Source organism: Arcticibacter eurypsychrophilus (genome assembly GCF_001730525.1).
Lineage (GTDB): Bacteria > Bacteroidota > Bacteroidia > Sphingobacteriales > Sphingobacteriaceae > Arcticibacter > Arcticibacter eurypsychrophilus.
Window position 1 is genome coordinate 123,345 of record NZ_MDFN01000004.1, and the last position, 19,912, is coordinate 143,256.

Annotated in this window: 17 protein-coding genes; 10 read left to right on the top strand and 7 right to left on the bottom strand. The window is 37.9% G+C overall.

What is annotated here, in order from left to right; translation table 11 throughout:
- Nucleotides 1-2: 2 nt before the first annotated feature.
- Nucleotides 3-317: a M1 family aminopeptidase gene (locus BFL47_RS20170; RefSeq protein ID WP_069658458.1), complete on the bottom strand. Its 315-nt coding sequence runs from the start codon at nt 315-317 to the stop codon at nt 3-5.
- A gap of 495 nt (nt 318-812) precedes the next feature.
- Here BFL47_RS20170 and BFL47_RS03740 point away from each other — a divergent pair, with 495 nt between their 5' ends.
- The 3 genes from BFL47_RS03740 to galB all read left to right on the top strand — a co-directional run bounded on the left by BFL47_RS03740 (nt 813) and on the right by galB (nt 5,131).
- The gene (locus tag BFL47_RS03740; RefSeq protein ID WP_069658459.1) at nt 813-1,466 is read left to right on the top strand and encodes a hypothetical protein; all 654 of its coding nucleotides are present in this window, start codon (nt 813-815) and stop codon (nt 1,464-1,466) included.
- Between the two features lie 223 nt (nt 1,467-1,689).
- Nucleotides 1,690-2,673: a family 43 glycosylhydrolase gene (locus BFL47_RS03745; RefSeq protein ID WP_069658460.1), complete on the top strand. Its 984-nt coding sequence runs from the start codon at nt 1,690-1,692 to the stop codon at nt 2,671-2,673.
- A 1-nt stretch (nt 2,674) separates the two neighbouring features.
- A complete protein-coding gene (gene galB / locus BFL47_RS03750) occupies nt 2,675-5,131 on the top strand; it encodes a beta-galactosidase GalB (RefSeq protein ID WP_069658461.1) in 2,457 nt (818 codons plus the stop codon).
- A gap of 132 nt (nt 5,132-5,263) precedes the next feature.
- On the opposite strand, the gene BFL47_RS03755 is transcribed toward galB, so the two are convergent.
- Entirely contained in the window at nt 5,264-6,922 is a 1,659-nt protein-coding gene (locus BFL47_RS03755; RefSeq protein WP_069658462.1) for a M1 family metallopeptidase, read from the bottom strand.
- A gap of 194 nt (nt 6,923-7,116) precedes the next feature.
- Complete coding sequence (locus tag BFL47_RS03760; RefSeq protein WP_069658463.1) at nt 7,117-9,312, bottom strand: S9 family peptidase; 2,196 nt, start codon at nt 9,310-9,312, stop codon at nt 7,117-7,119.
- A 317-nt stretch (nt 9,313-9,629) separates the two neighbouring features.
- On the opposite strand from BFL47_RS03760, the gene BFL47_RS03765 reads away from it, so the two are divergent.
- Together BFL47_RS03765 and BFL47_RS03770 are read left to right on the top strand one after the other, a co-directional pair.
- Nucleotides 9,630-10,286, top strand: coding sequence for a hypothetical protein (locus BFL47_RS03765; RefSeq protein WP_069658464.1), 657 nt, complete (start codon nt 9,630-9,632; stop codon nt 10,284-10,286).
- Nucleotides 10,287-10,311: 25 nt separating this feature from the next.
- Entirely contained in the window at nt 10,312-10,947 is a 636-nt protein-coding gene (locus BFL47_RS03770) for an autotransporter outer membrane beta-barrel domain-containing protein (protein WP_069658465.1), read from the top strand.
- A 180-nt stretch (nt 10,948-11,127) separates the two neighbouring features.
- Here the strand turns inward: BFL47_RS03770 and BFL47_RS03775 are convergent, their stop codons facing one another.
- The 3 genes from BFL47_RS03775 to BFL47_RS03785 all read right to left on the bottom strand — a co-directional run bounded on the left by BFL47_RS03775 (nt 11,128) and on the right by BFL47_RS03785 (nt 15,556).
- A complete protein-coding gene (locus BFL47_RS03775) occupies nt 11,128-12,984 on the bottom strand; it encodes a glycoside hydrolase family 2 protein (RefSeq protein ID WP_083256985.1) in 1,857 nt (618 codons plus the stop codon).
- A 237-nt stretch (nt 12,985-13,221) separates the two neighbouring features.
- Nucleotides 13,222-14,373: an acyltransferase gene (locus BFL47_RS03780; RefSeq protein ID WP_069658467.1), complete on the bottom strand. Its 1,152-nt coding sequence runs from the start codon at nt 14,371-14,373 to the stop codon at nt 13,222-13,224.
- A gap of 199 nt (nt 14,374-14,572) precedes the next feature.
- Nucleotides 14,573-15,556 (bottom strand): GlxA family transcriptional regulator, encoded by a 984-nt coding sequence (locus tag BFL47_RS03785; protein WP_069658468.1) that lies wholly within the window; start codon nt 15,554-15,556, stop codon nt 14,573-14,575.
- Between the two features lie 151 nt (nt 15,557-15,707).
- Between BFL47_RS03785 and BFL47_RS03790 the strand changes: the two genes are divergently transcribed.
- The 4 genes from BFL47_RS03790 to BFL47_RS03805 all read left to right on the top strand — a co-directional run bounded on the left by BFL47_RS03790 (nt 15,708) and on the right by BFL47_RS03805 (nt 18,216).
- Complete coding sequence (locus tag BFL47_RS03790; RefSeq protein ID WP_069658469.1) at nt 15,708-16,130, top strand: hypothetical protein; 423 nt, start codon at nt 15,708-15,710, stop codon at nt 16,128-16,130.
- A complete protein-coding gene (locus BFL47_RS03795) occupies nt 16,117-16,494 on the top strand; it encodes a DoxX family protein (protein ID WP_069658504.1) in 378 nt (125 codons plus the stop codon). The genes BFL47_RS03790 and BFL47_RS03795 overlap by 14 nt, the downstream gene beginning before the upstream one ends.
- Nucleotides 16,495-16,516: 22 nt before the next feature.
- Nucleotides 16,517-17,359 (top strand): VOC family protein, encoded by an 843-nt coding sequence (locus BFL47_RS03800; RefSeq protein ID WP_069658470.1) that lies wholly within the window; start codon nt 16,517-16,519, stop codon nt 17,357-17,359.
- Nucleotides 17,360-17,637: 278 nt separating this feature from the next.
- Nucleotides 17,638-18,216, top strand: a complete 579-nt coding sequence (locus BFL47_RS03805; protein ID WP_069658471.1) for a hypothetical protein — start codon at nt 17,638-17,640, stop codon at nt 18,214-18,216.
- Between the two features lie 62 nt (nt 18,217-18,278).
- Here the strand turns inward: BFL47_RS03805 and BFL47_RS03810 are convergent, their stop codons facing one another.
- Nucleotides 18,279-18,719 carry a hypothetical protein gene (locus BFL47_RS03810; protein WP_069658472.1) on the bottom strand — a complete coding sequence of 147 codons (441 nt, stop codon included), beginning with the start codon at nt 18,717-18,719 and terminating at the stop codon, nt 18,279-18,281.
- A gap of 387 nt (nt 18,720-19,106) precedes the next feature.
- Between BFL47_RS03810 and BFL47_RS03815 the strand changes: the two genes are divergently transcribed.
- A complete protein-coding gene (locus tag BFL47_RS03815) occupies nt 19,107-19,871 on the top strand; it encodes an SDR family NAD(P)-dependent oxidoreductase (protein WP_069658473.1) in 765 nt (254 codons plus the stop codon).
- The last annotated feature ends 41 nt before the right edge of the window (nt 19,872-19,912 follow it).

The following is a 19,912-nucleotide window of genomic DNA, read 5'->3' on the forward strand; positions in this document are numbered from 1 at the left end:
TGCTACACGGAAAAGTTTAACGCTGTCGATGGGGATATCCACAGCATCTGTACATAAAACCATCCTCTCCAAAACCAATCTAAGTCAACAGCAGAGGCGTCTTCCATGGTTCTGAAAAAATGAGAAGGAGTAGGGTGTTTAAAAGCCCAGCGTTTTGCATAGGTTTTGAATGCGTAATCAAATAACTCTTTCCCCATGACGGTTTCCCGTAAGATATTTAATGCAGATGCGGGTTTTGCATAGGCATTAGGGCCAAAACGGACAATGTTTTCAGAGTTGGTCATAATGGGTTCCAATTCATTTTTAGGAAGCTTCATATAATCAACAATATTGAGTGCTGGTCCTCATTGAGAAGGGAAATGGTTATCCCATTCCTGTTCGGCCATAAACTGGCAAAAGGTATTTAACCCTTCATCCATCCAACTCCACTGGCGTTCACCTGAATTAACAATCATGGGAAAGAAATTATGACCTACCTCGTGAATGATCACACCGGTCATTCCATTTTTTTCTGCACGGCGGTAAAGAGGATAGCATAATAGGACATGACCATCACTTTTTTACCTCCTTCAATATTTGTTGCCATGGCATGGATAATCCTGATGACAGGGCTTCTTTTGTATTCTAGCAGAGGGATTTTTGTCTGTTGAAATCAAGTAAGGTTTAACGATCCTATGTTGCATGTCGACAATTTTCATTGTATGATGCATGATATCCGGTATTGAACTAATTTGTACGAGTAGGACGTTATTTTGTCAGCCAAACGTTACTGTAAATATCATTCATAAATTCAAACATACATATTCTACAAAATGAGGAACTCAATTAGACTAGCTTCAGCAGTATTATTAATAAGTGCAGGTTTATTGGCCTGTAACTTTAATCAGGAAGAAAAAGATAGCTCTAGAGATTCTGTCTCTTTAAAGCAATCCGACAATAAAACAGCTTCCGTTGATACGATAAAAGAATTTAATGATCAGGACTGGCTTTTAATTCCAGGTAAATCTGCCGGTAAAACTATGCTTAATGAAGATGCTGAAGAAGTGTACAAGCGATTCGGTCGACCAGATTGGGGAGATGCGGCAATGGGAAAATCGATTGCGCTTTGGTACAGTAATCATGACTCAACGTTACATTCCGTAGCAATTTACACGGTAAGAGATATGGGGAATGACCCGATAGCGCTGGTATCCCAAATCAGGGTAACGTCGCCTCTTTTTAAGACTAAGGAAGTGATTCATACCACTTCTAATCTAGACGCAATCAGAAAGGTTTTTAAAGTGGAAAAAACAGAAGATTATGACGATGAAGGTAAAAAATATACGGTTTATGATTGCAAGTCAGGTATCTCGTTTGAAATGGATCATCACAATTTATGCGTAGCAATTATTATTCATCAATTTGGACAAGTAGGAAATGGCACTTATTTAAAGTTCAGGACAACAAACAAATTTATATCAAGATAAGTGATTATGGTTGTGCTTGAATGTCTATCACAGAAGATATATACAGATTAAGTCTACTTCATGTTAATATAGTACATACAATCGGTTTTTCTAATTATAGGTGTTGTCTAATTTTAATCCTATGCAAAAAATTAATTAGATTGACTAAAAAAGAATATTAATATATTAGCGACATTGCAAATTTTAAAGAACCAATCGTATAAATTTATTAAGCTTTTTATTAATGGACTTTTTATTAACAGATAAACGTATCACTATGTTTAAATGGTGGTTTTTTATACTGCTTTTGACAACCGGTACAATGTTACATGCACAGCAGGCATCGGATATCCTCAAAGCACCCAAAACTGTTTTGGCAGGAGTTTATGCAGATCCTCATATAGTGGTATTTGGAAATAAGTTTTATATCTATCCGACAACGGATGGTTCTGAAGGCTGGATGTCAGATTATTTTACTTGCTGGTCCTCTAAAGATTTAGTGAAATGGAAAAATGAGGGAACTATTCTTAACCTGAAAAAAGATCTTACCTGGGCAACTGAGCGGGCATGGGCACCAGCCATAGCTCAAAAAAACGGGAAGTATTATTACTATTATTCAGCAGATGTCAACATTGGAGTGGCGGTTTCTGATCAGCCTACAGGGCCTTTTAAAGATCCCTTGGGTAAGCCTTTAATACCAAAGGGATCGTTCAAAGGGCAGATGATTGACCCGATGGTTTTCGTTGACGATGATGGATCAGCTTACTTATACTTTGGTCAGGGTAATTGCAATATGGTGAAGTTGAATGAAGATATGATATCCTGCGACTTATCTAAAGTTGTCGTCATTACGCCTCAGGGTTATAACGAGGGGCCATTTGTTTTTAAAAGAAAGGGCAAGTATTACCTGACGTGGTCTGAGTATGATACCCGCGATCCGAGATATTCAGTGGCCTATGCTACCTCTGATTCTCCCATGGGGCCTTTTGTAAAAGCTGTGGGAGATCCTGTACTGAAAGGAAAGGGATTAGTGCAGGGAGCCGGACACCATTCTTTGGTTCAGGTTCCTGGTAGGGATGAATGGTATATTGTTTATCATCGGTTCAGAATTCCAGATGGTAATGGATATAACCGGGAAACCTGTATTTCGCCAATGCGTTTTGATGACCATGGAGATATACAACCGGTAGATGTTTTTGAGCAAGTAAAGTCTGTTAAAATAAAGTAAGATGATTCGTATAAAATATATTGCTCTTGTTATGCTCCAGTTTATGTTGGTATTTCCGGGTCTGACTCAGACGGTTAGAAAGGAATATCTTCTTGATCGGAACTGGAAATTTTCCAAAGGAGATCATCCTGAAGCTGTCCAGCCACGCTTTAATGACATTAAATGGGAAACGGTCAGCGTTCCGCATGACTGGGCAATAAAAGGCCCGTTTGATGGGAATAATGATATCCAGAAAGTAAAGATTGTTCAAAATGGCGAACAGGAAGAAAGTGTAAAATCAGGACGAACTGGTGGTTTGCCCTATATTGGTGTCGGTTGGTATCGAAATAAGTTTTTAGTGCCTTCTTTCAGTGCCGGTAAAAAAGCGATCATACTTTTTGACGGAGCAATGAGTAACGCGCGCATTTATGTAAATGGAAAGGAAGCCGGATATTGGCCATATGGTTATAATTCATTTCAATTTGATATCAGTTCCTTGCTTATTCCAAATGAGGTGAATACGCTGGCGGTTCGCTTAGAGAATCAGGAGCAGTCTTCGCGTTGGTACCCTGGAGCTGGGATTTATCGTAATGTTCATTTATTTGTTACTGAAGACACACGTATCCCTGTATGGGGAACCTATATTACTACACCTGAAATAAATACAGACTTTGCTAAAGTTAAAGTGAGAACGAAAGTAGAAACAGCATCAGGTAAGTTTCAACCGCTTCGTTTGGTTACTGAGATCAGAAATGGAGCAGGAAAAGCTGTTGCATCTTCAACGACAGATCTTACCGAAACAGATGGAATGGAATTTGAGCAGAACCTTATTGTCAGGGAACCATCCTTATGGTCACCTGAAACTCCTTCGCTTTATATTGCTGTGTCAAAGGTGTTTGAGGGAACAGTGTTAAAAGATGAGTATACCACTCGTTTTGGAATTCGTACTATTAAATTTGAAGCAAATAAGGGCTTTTCGTTAAATGGAAAGATCAGGAAGTTTAAAGGGGTGTGCAATCATCATGACCTTGGCCCCCTTGGTACCGCCATCAATACAGCTGCATTAAGAAGGCAGTTGACTCTTTTAAAAGACATGGGATGTGATGCAATCCGTACGACTCATAATATGCCTGCTCCTGAGCTTGTTGCTTTATGTGATGAGATGGGATTCATGATGATGGTGGAAGCTTTTGATGAATGGAAAGCGCCGAAAGTAAAGAATGGCTATAGTCAGTACTTTGATGAATGGGCAGAAAAGGATGTTGTGAATATGATTCACCGGGACAGGAACAGTCCTTCTGTAGTGATGTGGAGCATAGGAAATGAAGTTCCAGACCAAAGCAGTAAAGGCGGGAATAAGATTGCCAAAATGCTTCAGGACATTTGTCACCGGGAAGACCCTACACGTCCTGTTACTGTTGGAATGGATCGGATTGATGCAGCACTTACAAATAACTTTGCTTCACTACTGGATGTTCCCGGCTTTAATTATAAACCTGCACGCTATGAAGAAGCCTATAATAAACTTCCTCAGGGAATGATTCTTGCAACAGAAACCGCTTCTACGGTAAGCTCCAGAGGAGTTTATAAATTTCCAGTCCTTATTCAAAAGCAGAAACAGTATGATGATATCCAAAGTTCATCCTACGATGTGGAATATTGCAGCTGGTCGCAGATCCCTGATGATGAATTCGTCAAACAGGACGATCTGGAATATGTAATGGGTGAATTTGTGTGGACTGGCTTTGACTATTTGGGTGAGCCAACCCCTTATGATGGCAAATGGCCATCCCATAGTTCATATTTTGGGATTATAGATCTGGCAGGAATGCCTAAGGACCGTTTTTACTTATATCGCAGTAAGTGGAACACAGCGAAAGAAACGCTTCATATTTTGCCTCACTGGACATGGCCAGGTCGGGAAGGGGAAGTTACTCCTGTATATTGCTATACTAGTTACCCTTCAGCAGAGTTGTTTGTAAATGGCAAGAGCATGGGAAAACAAAGTAAAAGCAATACGACTAATCAAACCCGTTATCGCCTGATGTGGAATGATGTAAAGTATGAACCTGGTAGTATTAAACTGGTAGCTTACGATAAAAATGGAAATATTGCTGCTAGTCAGGAAGTGAAGACTGCCGGTAAACCCCATCATATTGAACTGACTGCTGACCGGACTGAACTAACAGCAGACGGGAAAGACCTGGCTTTTATCACTGCTAAAGTATGTGATGAGGAAGGCAATTTATGTCCGGATGCTACAAATATGCTTCAGTTCAAAGTATCAGGAGAAGGTTCTTACAAAGCGGTAGCAAACGGTGACCCTACTAGTCTGGAGTTATTTCATCTCCCCCAAATGAAGGTTTTTAGTGGTATGTTGGTAGCAATTGTACAATCTTCTGAAAAAGCAGGTACGCTAAAATTGACTGTCAGTTCTAAAGGACTTAAGTCGGCCCTTACCCAACTATCAGTCAACTAATTAAATTACTTAATTAAAGTTGAATGTCAGTTCAAAAGCATTTTCCTACCCTTAATTAATTGACCAAAAAATAATTAGATTACTCATTTAAAAATGATAGAAGTTTGATTAAGGCCTTTTTACATCGGAATATTATTCAATTAATATTCCGATGTAAAAATTAAAGGTATCTGCTTCAAAGTTTTCTTTTGTTGCTCCCGGTAAATCAATTGCAGTAAAAATAGTTCCAGGTTGGATAAACTGATACGAACCACCTTTAATTCTTACTTTTACAGGCATGTCAAAGCCTTTTACATCAGCAATCCAGCGACATAATGTTTTACCATTTTCAAAACGGACTTCTAAAACAGGGATATTTATGTGTTGCAGGTATTGATCAAAAACCGTTGTTAAATTTTTGCCTGATCCCTTATTGATATAAGCGACTATCTGTTTGTAAGTCACTGTTTGATGATAAAAGGTCTTATTCAGACCACGAAGAATTTGTCGCCACTTCTGATCGTCATCAATGATCGTTCTGATCATATTGAGCATATTTCCACCTTTATCATACATATCACCCGAACCTTCATTATTTACCTCATAGGCTCCTAAAATAGGTTCTAGGTTGTCAATTCCGCCTCTGGTACCATGGACATATTCCAGGCCAGCTTTTTTACCATATCGGCTTTCAACAAATAAAGATTCAGAGTAATTGGTAAAGCTTTCATGGATCCACATATCAGCAATATCCTTTGCGGTGATATTGTTGCCAAACCACTCATGTCCGCTTTCATGCACAATAATAAAATCCCATTTTAGTCCCCATCCTGTACCTGAAAGATCACGTCCTTTATAACCGTTTTTATAGCCATTTCCATAGGCTACAGCACTTTGATGTTCCATTCCCAAATGTGGGGCTTCTACCAATTTATAGCCGTCCTCGTAGAATGGATAGGGGCCAAACCAATGTTCAAATGCATTAAGCATAGGTTTTACATTTTCTGTAAACTGGATCTTTGCTTTGGTAAGATTTTCTGGAAGCACCCAATAGTCAAGCGTTAATATTCCTTTTTCTCCCTGATACTGGTCACTGAAATGTGCATAATCTGCAATATTGATTGCCACATCATAATTGTTAATCGGGTTCGCTACAAACCAGTCATAACGAGTATATCCATCCTGTAGTTTCTTAGTTCCGCGTAATCGTCCATTGGAGACGTTCTTCAATCCATTAGGAACTGAGATGCTGATGGTCATACTGTCGACTTCATCGCTCTGATGGTCTTTAGTCGGCCACCAGATACTGGCGCCCACACCCTGACATGCAGTAGCAACGAAAGGTTTGCCTGATGCATCTTTAGAGAACACAAAGCCGCCATCCCAAGGAGCGTTCTTTGCAACAGTAGGATAACCGGAATAAAATACCTGGAAAGAATCCTTTTTGTCTTTATTGATTACCTTAGGAAAGGTAACAAATACGGCGTTAAATTCACGTGCATAAGTTAGCGCTTTTCCTTTGTACATAATCCGTTCAATCTTCATGTTTGCAAACAGATCAAACTGTAGCATCTTAAAATCAGCAGTAGCTGTAAATTCAAACCAATTAGAGCCGCTTATAAAACGATCATCAATGTTCACTTTCACATCCAGGTGATAATAATTGATATCATAACAGGTTCGTAATGGCGTCAGTTCTCCACGAAGCGAATCGCCACGGCTGAATCCAGGTACGGGTGGTTTTACCTGTGCTTGAGCTCTAAACAACACGGAGACTAACAGAATGATCGATAAGTAAAGGAAGAGCTTCATGATAAATTGTGTATTATAACCTGGTGTTTCTGAAATTAGATATGTGCAAGAAGAACCTTTGTAAACCGAGTCCTTTTAACAATTAGGCTCTTTATTACGTCAAAGTATACTGCTTTATTTTATTGACTTCAATAAAATAAAGCAGTATACCCTAAATCAAGATCCAAATTTTCTCTTGATTTAGGGTATACAATTTATAAATGTTCGGTACTAAAAGAACGACCTCCCGGAGGACAGTGTTCCTTTAAATAACGCGTAAATAATTCTGCTAAATGCTCTGAAGTTTCATCCCCTTCGTTAATGGAGTGAGAACGGTTGGGGTAAGACATTAAACTAAACTGTTTTTTATTTTTAACTAACTCATTGATTAACATTTCTGCATTCTGGTAATGCACATTATCATCACCTGTACCATGAACATATAATAAATTGCCCTTTAGGTTTTTTGCATGCGTAATCGGTGAGCCATTTACAAAGTCTTCCCTGTTTTCCTGAGGAAGTCCCATATAACGTTCCTGGTATATGTTATCATACATAAGTTGATTTCCTACTGCAGCGACAGCAATCCCGGTTTGGTAAATATCCGGATATTGAAACATTAAATTCAACGTAGAAGATCCGCCACCGCTCCATCCCCAAACTGCAATGCGTTGCGCGTCAACAAAAGGCCATTTTGAAATTTCCTTTGCAGCCATTGCCTGGTCACGAATATTCAGCATTCCAATTTTCCGATAAATAGATTTACGCCATTCCCTGCCTTTAGGTGCAGGGGCTCCCCGGTTTTCAATGGACATATAGATATATCCGTCTGATGCCATATCTCCAACATATTCTCTGTTAGAACCAGTACCAAAGCGATCTGTTACCGTTTGAGAAGCAGGTTCTCCATACACATAGAATAAGACAGGGTATTTCTTTTTGGGATCAAAATTAAGTGGCTTAACCATCCAGCCATCCATTTCTACGCCGTCAATGGTTTTAACTTTAAAAAACTCTGTTTTCGCCGAATTAGTGCTTGTTGTAGTATTCCCACTTAAGAGTTCTCGATGTTCAGGTAAACTGACAACCTGAGCGGTGGTGCTCATGTTGGTATTACTAAACGAATGAAGTGAAATCTTTCCGTTAGGAGATACATCATATTCATGTGTTCCGGACTGAGAGGCAGGACTAATTCGTGTAGCTTTGCCACCCGAAAGGCTTATCCTATACAAGTACTCTTGAGTTGCATTATCAGGTGAAGCCATAAAGTAAACATATCCCGCTTTTTCATCGATCAAACTGATGGTGATCACATCAAAATTACCTTTAGTGATCAGGGTTTCTTTGCCTTCCAGGTTGACGCGGTAAAGATGTCTCCATCCGTCTTTTTCACTTACCCAGATAAATTCTTTTCCTTTATTGATCCATTCCCAACCAGTAGGGTCATCGGCACTCCATCGTGATTTAATATCAATCCATGCAGCGTCTTTTTCTGTGTAAATTACTTTCGAAGAACCATCTGTTGCATTGCACATTAAGATCCGGCTTTCATTCTGTTTACGGTTAAGCTGCTGGATAATAAGTTCATTAGAACCAGAGCTCCATTCCATTCTAGGAATATAATGCTGTATAGGATCGCCAGGAACATTCATTACGGTAGATATTCCTGTATTGACATCTACTACTGCCAACCTGCAGGCACTTGGATCTTCACCCGCCTTAGGATATTCAACTGGAATGGTGAACGAATAAGTAGAATCGGTAGTATTCAGCATCAGGTAGTTCCGGATACTGCGGGCATCTATCTTCCAGTAAGCAATCTTTGCACCGTCTGCTGACCAGCGAAATCCATCCCTGCAGCCAAACTCTTCTTCATAAGCCCAATCAAATGTACCGTTGATCATTCGATCCGTTCCATCCAGCGTAAGTTGTTTAATTGTTCCGGAACTAAGCTCTTCTGTAAACAGATTATGTCCACTTACATAAGCTACTTTTGTGCCATCCGGGGAAAACTTAGCGAACATAAGTGAAGACTCCAAACGGGATTTCCCTAACTTTTTAAGTGTTTTTGCAGCCCTGTCATATACCCAGTAATCCCCACGGGTATCATAACGCCACACCTTTTTTGTATTGGTATGAATAAGGATTTTGTTTTCATCAGTAGAAAACTGAAAACGACGTACATTGAGAGGGGTTGAACTGCCAGTAGGCGTTAGCATCGCGTTATTCAGTACTGTAATTTGTTTGGAAGGATCTTTTACGTCCTTTTGCACAATCTCGTTTCCTGCAATACCATAAAAGCTGTATCCATCTTTTGTCCACTGCGTTTTTTGGCCAAATTGTGCATCAGCACAATAAAAAATAGAAACAACAAGGAATAACGTTAAATAGGAAGTCTTAATAATGGGCATATGTAAGTATGTGTATTTAAAAATTTACTTTTTGTGTATTATTTTCTTAAATATTCGTTTTAAACTATCATAAAGGACAATCATGCTCATTAATGCCACTTTAGTCCTCTTAATATCTGTTATATTGCCAAAATTACAGTAATCTTTAACTTTCTCGTCATTTATATCCTACTTATTACAACTTCGGAAGCAAAGTAGCATTTGTTTACTGTTTATAAAAATTGGCTTAAAAACGCTTAATTAATTTTTATGATTTATTTATGCGCAATAAAGAGAATTAATGTTAACATTGGTTTAAATTATAACCACACTCACACATGAAAAAAACTTTATCATTTCTCTTGTTGGCTTTCGCATGCTCTAACCTCTCCTATGCTCAAACTGAAAAAGGGACAAAGAACCTCGGATTTAATTTTAACTATCGTTCCTCCAATGAAAAAGCTTCAATTGCTGATAACTACAATAACACATCTTATCCTGTAGAAACCACTGGTAGCTCATATTTTATCGGACCATCCTTCAGTTACTTTATTGCCAATAAATTAGAAATAGGAGTTTCGGCTGGTTATGGATACTTTAAAAATAAAGTAGACTACAGTCAAACGGCAGAAACCTTATTTACAGATTTAGACTTGAAACAAAACCAATATATCGGTACTTTATTTTTAAGAAAACATATTATGTTTACTGATCAATTTGGATTAAGAACAGGCCCATTTATCTCTTATACTCATGCTAAAATAACTACCGACGCAGGATATCACAATGTTACAAAGGATTATTCAGGAGGAATTAATTTGGGTATTGAGTATTTCCCTATTAAGAAAATAGGTATAGCTGCTAATTTGGCTGATGTTAGTTATAATCACTCGGAACAAAATATTACTGAATCCAATACTTATAAGTCCAATTCTTTGGGATTTAACCTGACAAATTCCTTGAATCTTTCCATAGTATGGGTCTTTGGTAAGTAATACGTTTTGCAATTAAACATACAACATGAAATATATATCTGCATTATTAATTATAATATTATTTGGTGCAAACTCTTCCATTGCACAGACTTCCAAAGGCACCCAATATCTTGGCTTGACAGTCGGATTTAGCGGAAGCGACACTAAATTAACAAGTAATTACCCGTATAAGAACACCAGCTTATCCTTGGCTTTTGCACCACAATACAGCTATTTCATTGCTGATAATTGGGAATTGGGTGGAAGTGTTGGGTACTCCTACTTCAAATCAAAAAATACCCAGCTGGGAGATAATTATTCTACTTCAGAACATAAATTGAACAGTTACAGTTCAGGCCTGTTCATTCGGAGACATATACCAATCACTGAAAAGATAGCTTTCCGGTCGGGGCCATTTGCCAGTTATTCTCACGGAAAGGTAAGTAATGACCCTAAGCAAACAGATCCTCAATATAATCCCATTAGTAAAACATTTTTAACCGGAGTGAATCTAGGCATTGAATTCTTTCCGGTTAAACGAGTTGGTCTATCAGCTGATCTGGCAGATATTTCATACCAATACCAAAAAACGGCTGGTTTACCCAATGATAGAACAAGCGATCATAATTTTAATGTTGGGCTTACCAATCAATTGAATTTGTCTGTATTCCTGGTATTTTAGGATACATTCATCACCCAAATATCAAGGCATCTTTAACAAAGGAAAAAGGGGCTGTCTCATTAGCTTGAAAATAGCCCCTTTTTCTTTTGTTGGGGAAAGCCTTTCTTCTAGTCGTCTCTCCTTTAATTTAATACAGCACTGACTCAAACAATCATTTTACCAATTCCCCGGATACAGATTCTATTTGGGAACTGACCCTACAGGCAGCGAGTTCTCCCTAATCTGGTCTTGACGAATTAGTCTTTCATTGATCACTTTTATCTTTGCTATATCCACCTTTGATACCCGATCATATGTTAAAAAACCATTCACTTCCTGTTCAACATCAGTAAGCTGGGTAAATACAGCACCACTCATGCCATTTGCAGACTTAAATTCAGCAAGTTTATTGATGTAACCTTCATAAGTGTCTTCCAAGGCTTTTTTTGTCTTTAACATGATCATGCTCACTCCCGAATCAGGTACCCACTCATGATCTTTTACAGATAATCCAATACTGCCAAATTCACCGCAAGCCGTTGCCATTGTTTTACTTTCAATGCTTTTAGGTCCGGGATAAGAGTGATAATCCAGAATATCCCCTATATAATCTTTATAAATATTATCACTGGCGGCATTAATTAATCGTGTAGGATCTTTTGCTCTGACCACATCAAACATTCTCTGGGTTAAATTAGTACCATCTTTTGCTTTTTGTCCCTGCGTTTCATTGAAAAGAATCCAGCAGACAACAGAAGGACTATTATATCTACTTTCCACCATACGTTCCAATTCTTTTCTATATTGCAGTGTATCAACAGCAGGGGGATTATGTTTATATGAGTTAGCCGAAGGCATATCCTGCCAAACCAGGATCCCTAATTTATCAGCCCAGTAATACCAGCGCTGAGGCTCCACTTTAATATGTTTGCGCACCATGTTATATCCAAAATCCTTTTGAATCTGCACATCGAATTTAAGCGCTTCATCTGTTGGTGCGGTATAGACACCATCTGGCCAAAAGCCCTGATCCAGAAAGCCAAGGTTGTAAACGAACTTATTGTTCAGGAAGATCTTTTTATGATCACCCACTTGTTCCACACTTATTTTCCGCATGCCGAAATAACTATCTACAGCATCTAGGTTTTTAGAGCCACTTTTTAATTCTATCTGAAGGTCATACAAGAAAGGGGAGTCCGGTGACCATAATTTCGCATGTTTAATTGGAATAATTAATTCAATTCCCGCCTTTCCTGTTCCTTTTGAAATAATGTTTTTTCCGTCTTTAACTAACGCTGTTACCGTTACATTACCACCCATACCAGTGGTATCTACCCTTAGTTTTAGACGGTTTCCATCCACATCTGGAGTAATCCTTAGTTTGCTGATACTGCAATTTTGTACGGGTTCTATCCATACCGTTTGCCAAATTCCGGTGACCGGAGTATACATAATCAGATTTCCATGAGGCGGGTTCTCTTGTTTGCCGCGAGGCTGACCTGCTGATTCAGTAGGGTCATACACCCGCACTATTACTTCCTGCTCTTTCTTATCTTGCAGATACGGTGTAATATCAAGCGTAATTTCATCATAACCACCCTGATGTTTTCCAAGACTGCGACCATTAATAAATACTTCCGATTCCCAGTCAATAGCACCAAAGTGCAGTATTATATTCTTCGCCTTCCATTGGGTCGGAACAGTAAATAACCGCCTGTACCAAAGCCTGTCATGGTGTTTCATCACACCGGATAGTGCAGATTCAACCGGATAAGGCACGAGTATTTTACCAGGCAGTGTTTCTCCCAATGGTGCTTTATCATTGATTTTTCCACTCTTATACTCCCACAAACCATTCAAATTCAACCAATCTTTCCTAACCATCTGAGGTCTAGGATACTCTGGTAAAGGGTTAGTAACAGAGACGTCCTTTGCCCATTTAGTCATTAATGGAGCCTTTTTCATAGCCCATTCCTGCGCACTCGATTCCGTACCTGCAAAAAGAATTGAAAGCAGAGCACATGTTTTAAAAAATTGGAGTTTATGTTTGTTCATCATTTAACTTAAATTTTATGTTTATCAAAATGTTATCATCTCATTGAACTATTAAAATGGGCTTCGAGGCAATTATCGGTTTCCATGATTTCTTATAAATTGTGTCTGTATGACCATATCGATCATTTATAAATCAAACTGACTGATCAATAATTCTCATTACCACACGATTCCTGATTAATATTGCCTGTATGATCGTATCGATTGGTATTACTTAAACAGACTAAGAAATAATTCTCATTACCCCATAATCCATTTTGCTTTTCCAGGGATTAGCATATACATCACTGCCGTAAAAAACCAGGCAAAGGCAAAGGTTAAACTAGCAGCTACAAAAATCTGAAAGGGGATAGGCACGTGCATAAAATCGACGATCATAAAACTTGGTCCTACCAAAAAGTAATGAACCATGTAAATTCCAAAACCACACTTCGTCAAATTAGCAAAAATGTTTATCCAAAACGGATTATCTATTTTAACTTTCTGAACAAGCAGGAAAACTGCAATAGTCATCATAACCACATTTGGGGTTCCATAAAGGAAAAATAGCTCAATCTGCTCTTCCGTTGATTTAGGATCAGCAACCATTTTCTCGAAGCCAATATAAGTTATGGCATAACCAACAGCAAAAAGTACGAAGCTGATTAATACCGTTTTACCTATACTCCAATCATTAACTTTAGATAAATAGTGACCTAAAAGCAAATACCCATTAAATCCGGCGAAATAATAAAACAGGTTGAACCCGGGGTTCCAGGGACAAGAACCAAGAAGATATATGGTCAAATATTCATAAGCATAAGGGAGAATGAGCGTAATGCCCCAAATGTACAAGTACATTCTTTTCTGATCCGCTGTAGCACTCTTAACCCAGGCGGAGAAAATAGGCATGAACAAATACAAACCAATCAGCATATAGATATACCACATATGCGTGCAAAATGGTGTAAAATTAATAGGGATCATTAAAATGTTTCTGAGACTGTCGCCAAAGGCTTGTGAGGGTGCATCACCTGCATAAACAAAAAACTTTGTAATGATGGATGGATCCAGCCCCACTAGTCCTGTAAACCAGGGAAACAAATCATAAAGCACAGACCAGATTAAAAAAGGAGATAATATCCTGAATATTCTTTTTTTGTAAAACGGACCCATTTCCAGTTTAACAGGGAGCAACAACATCCCCGTGAGCATTACAAACAAAGGAACGCAAGGACGCAAAACAGATCCATAAATAGTTCCCCAGAAATTGTATTCCGGATTCAGTCTCGCGGCCGGTGATATATTAAAAGGATCGGTACAATGCACAGCAATCACCATAAACATAGCAATAAATCGAAGTACATCAGCCCACACAATCCGTTCCCGAGGAAAAGGTGTAGAAGAAGTCATAAATTTGAATCAGTTTATTTGAATCAAAAGCACATACTAGAGTGCTGATTAAACATTGGTTTAATTAGGACGAAAGTAATTAATATGAAAACTTTAAAGTATTCATTACCTCTCAATTTTTCGCTAATTAGTCTTATCTAAACCTCAAATGGTGTGGCAGACATCAAAAATCATAAAAAACCCTTTTATGAGAACAGGGTCAATTTGCTAATACACGCATTAAATTATACTTATTTCTATATTCATTAGGTGTCAATCCGGTTACTTTTTTAAAGGTTGTCCGGAAAGCTTTTATATCCTTATAGCCCACATCATACATGACTTCATTAATATTCTTGCGACTTTTTTCAAAGCTTCTTTTAGCAGCTTCAATTTTAATGCGCTGTATATATTCCAATACCGAATTGTTGGTAGCTAATTTAAAGCGTCGTTCAAAACTCCGGCGGCTAACCACTACGATGTCGGCCAGTTCGCTAATACTGATCCTTCCCTCAATGTTTTGTTCAATATAGTCCTGAGCCTTTTTAATCGCTTCATCCGCATGTGCTTTTTGACCTTTGAAAATAGCAAAGGCATTTTGAGAATCCCTGTCAATATCAATAGCAAAAAACTTAGCTACCAATATGGCCATCTCCCTGTTTGTATATTTTTCAAGAATGTATAACAACAAATTCCAGATGGAATTAGCACCTCCACTAGAATAAATACTCCCCTCATCGGTGATGATCGTACCATCTACCACTTCAATATTCTTATACATACATCTAAACTCATTGTAATAAGCCCAGTGTGTGGAGCATTTTTTTCCATCTAAGAGCCCCGTAGCTCCTAATAAAAAGGCACCCAGGCAAAGAGATGCCAGCTCAGTACCTTTTTTATGCAGATCTTGTATGTAAGGAATGGCGGCTTTGTTCAACGCTACGGCTCTACCCATGTCACCTAATAACGCAGGAATGATAAACAGATCAGTTTCTTCCACCACACTCAATAAACGTTTTACGGTTACTGTATATTCACCGTCCAGCACCTTAACGTTTTTGGTCAGGCCTACAAACTCGACATCAAACAAGGGTTCTTTACCCATCGACTGTAAAAATTCATTAGCACTATTAAATACACGATATGGGGGCGTAACCGATTCTATTACTGAACTTTCGGGTACATACACAGAAACTTTAATCATAGTAGAGTGCCTAAACTGGTTAAAAAATACGCTATCTTATACCAAGATAATGATAAAAAGTATATGTCGCAATTCACCCCTTTTATGTCGTTGTTGCACTTGATAAAAGAGAATCCGCAATTGTATTTTTACTTTATCAAATACAAATGAAATGAATATAACCCAATTATCCGAGGATATTCAAGTCCATTGCATTAAAGCAAGCTCTTTCCCCGATGGTATCCAGCAGGCACATGAAACTTTGCATCGTTTACTTCATGATGATATCCATCATAATTATTTCGGACTTTCCTGGCCTGATCTGGATGGATCTATCATTTACAAAGCAGCTGCAGAAGAAGCGAAGGAAGGAGAATTAGCTAAACATTCCCTTGAGACTAAAACAATTTTAAAAGGCGGATATCTATATATAGATATTCCTGATTTCATGAAAGATATCCCAGCCATTGGAACCGCTTTTCAGGAATTAATTCAGGATGAAAGAGTAGCTAATGACCAATTTTGTATTGAATGGTATCTAAATCAAAACCTATGCCGCTGTATGATAAAAACTAATGAATATGAAAATAAATAAAATTATCTATTGGGTATCAACCGTCATCATATTTTTATTTGAAGGCGTAATGCCTGCGTTATTTGGCGGTTCGGAAGAATCAAGAAGCGGCATGTCACATTTGGGGTATCCCTATTATTTCGGAGTGGCGTTAATCTGTTTCAAAGTTGCGGGTGCTATAGTATTGATACTTCCTGTATTTAAAGGCCGCATAAAAGAATGGGCTTACGCCGGTTTTACCTTTGATTTCATCTTTGCAAGTATATCTCATGCTGCCATTGACGGAATCGGGATGATGGCATTCTTTCCTATTATTATACTGGCAATATTAGGCGTTTCTTACTTCTACTATCATAAGATTCAAAAGGAGAGCCATCGAAATTAGTCTACGATAAAATCAATCAATTATGAACAATTCAATCTATCCCTGCCTAACGATTAAAGGCAAGACTGCTGAAGCAGCCGATTTTTATATCAACACCTTTGGTGAGGGTAAAATACTACAAACCTCTTTTTATGTGGTTCAAATTCAATTGAGTGGACAACGGTTCATGCTACTGAATGACGGGCCCTCTTCATCACCAAATCCATCTATTTCTTTTATGGTTATCAGCGAAACTGCAGAAGAAACTGAACAATACTGGAACAAATTGATAGAGAACGGAAAGTCGCTTATGCCGCTGGATACCTATAACTGGAGTGCAATGTACGGATGGGTACAAGATAAATATGGAGTCTCCTGGCAACTATATACTGGTAGTAGAACCGATACACCGCAAAAATTCACTCCAACTTTCATGTTTACCGGATCCCATGTAGGTAAAGCAGAGGAAGCTGTAAATTATTATACCCAACTTTTTCCGCAATCTACCATTCAAGGATTTTTAAAATACAGTGAGGGCGAAGGTGAAAATACAAATTATATAAAACACGCCCAATTTGATATCAATCAGTATATTCTAATGGCGATGGATAGTTCTGCGGATGATGGCTTTGTATTTAATGATGCCATTTCATTAGTTGTGGAATGTAATACACAAAAGGAAATTGATACCTATTGGGAAGAGCTTACTACTAATGGCGGAAAAGAAGTAATGTGTGGCTGGCTGATAGATAAATATGGAATATCGTGGCAAATTATCCCTAAGGTACTAGGCGAATTAGTAAAAGAGCCTGAACGGGCACAACGGGTGATGGGTGCACTGATGCAAATGAAAAAACTGGTAATAGCGGATTTGGAGAACGCCTAGAACCATTTTGAAGAAGGTCTAAAAAAATGCACTTCTTCTTCAACCTTTAGAAATTACTTATATTATTCATTTTTTGTTCTAATTGAGATGATAGAATTGTCGTAATGCTGGAACCTCATGAGGTTCCAGCATTACTATTAAATGTATCACAAGTAGTTACCTTTAAAGAGTTGATGTTAAAATTTCATATACGCTCCGAGAAACACTACAATAAGTAGCCTGTCATTATAATATCCATTTGCAAAAAACATTTAAATAAACAGCTTGTTCAAATAACAATGGATAAGTCAAACGAAGATTCGCAAAGCAAAAAATCAGTTCAGGTCAGGTCTGGATCAGCTAAAACCAAAGGCATTTTAATAACCATCGTTGTTGCCTTGGTTTTACTTTCTGGAGTATGGATCTGGAAAACCATAGAAATAAGCAGTTTAAAGAAAAATGCTATAAAAGATAGGCAAACGCTTACTGAGCAAGCAAAGACTCAAATTGTGCAATCACATGAAGCTCACCTAAAATTATTAGCTAAACCATTTGTTTGGGCAATCCGGAGTGAAATGATGCAGGGCAATATCAGTCAGGTCAATCTCTACATGAATGAAATGGTCAAAGAGAAGAACTTTCAGAGCATTATTGTAGTAAATGATAAAGGAATTATTGTATCCTCAACAGACAAAAAAAATGAAGGAAAGTCATTCTCCGTAATAGGTAAATCTTCAGACCTTAGTAATAACGGCACAAATCTGGTTAACCTGAATGATAGTATTCTGGTAATGACTAGTCCGATAATGGGATTCAACAACCGTTTAGGAACCCTTTATTTAAAGTATTCCGTACCACCTTCCTCATTAAATAAATAAATATTTGAACACATTAACCAGATGCACAGATAGTATATGCTTTTGCATTACTCAGTCAAATGTTAAAAGGTTTTTGTACTCAGAACTGCCTGCGATCCAGGGTAGTCTAAATTTGAACGGTCTTCAGCGGTTATAAAAACTCTCTTAGGCTTAAAAGGCGTTACAGCTTCCAATGTTCCGGTAAGTCCACTGGTAAAAAAACCGCTTGAACTTTTCAACTGCCCCAGGTTTTTAGTGCCATTATTAGCGGTTTCCAGCCATACCACATAAACAGCTTTTGGGGGTTGCAACCGTGTGGACTCTGCAAGATTTTCAATCTCAATCTCAATAGCATAATTTTTATTATCATCACGACTTATCTTTGTATATCCTTGAGCTGCCGGAACTACTTGAGAAGTAATAAATCTTACTTTTTTGGAGCATGAACTCAAGGAAAAGCTCAACAACAAAAAAGCTGTTAGAAGAAATTTGAAGTTAAACTTTTTATAAGTAGATATTTTCATTTTGAGTTTGTTTCAATGAGTAATGGAATAGTAGCTTAAATTCTATTATTTTGAAACTACTGCGTATTAAACCTCGCAAGAATTAAATAGTTTATCTTATTTAAAATTTATGCAAAGACCGTTCTTTTTAATCATAATCTATGGTAGAACTGATCTTCAATTTCAGTAAATAAGCACTAAATGATTGCAATATGAGAGCAATATGAATCCAGTATGAGTCCGACTATACAGTGATTAAGTTGGACTTTTACCGGATTCTTATTGCATTATTTTTTCTGTCAATAAGTAATAGACCCCTCCTAATAGAAAATATTACCTTACTCTGATATCTTAAGAGGAACAAATAGTATAAATTAGATCAATATAAAAATCAAGCTAAAATTAGATATGACAATGAATAAAAAGGTTGCCTTGGTTACGGGGGGGAGTAGAGGTTTGGGTAAAGACATGGCCCTAAATCTTGCCAAAAAAGGAATTGATGTAATCCTAACTTATAAAAGTAAAAAAGAAGAAGCACTTGCTGTTGTAGCCGAGATTAAGCAAACAGGCGTTAATGCTGAGGCGTTGCAATTAGATACAGCAGACATTAAAAGTTTTGATTCATTTTTCGCTTCATTCAGCGCATTATTACAAGCTTCCTTTAATACCGATCATTTTGATTTCCTGATAAATAATGCCGGGATTGGGATCCACGCTTCTTTCGCTGAGACCACTGAAGAGCAGTTTGATCTCCTGATGAACATTCACTTTAAAGGAGTATTTTTTCTAACTCAGAAAGCGCTTCCTTTAATTAATGAAGGTGGACGTATTATTAATCTTTCTTCAGGACTTGCCAGATTTAGTACCCCTGGATTTGCTGCTTATGCTGCGATGAAAGGTGCTATCGAAACCTTAACTAAATATATGGCTAAGGAGCTTGGAGCTCGTGGAATTACGGTAAATGTAGTTGCTCCTGGAGCTATTGAAACTGATTTCGGAGGTGGTATGGTGCGGGATAACGCAGCGATGAATAAATTTATTGCTAGTAGTACCGCCTTAGGCAGAGTAGGTCGTGCAGATGATATTGGAAGTGTGGTTGCTTTTTTATGTTCAGAAGATGCTAAATGGGTTAATGCGCAACGAATTGAAGTTTCGGGAGGGGTAAACCTGTAAAATATTTAAAATTTTTTGAAAGATTAACACCCGCTTTTTTA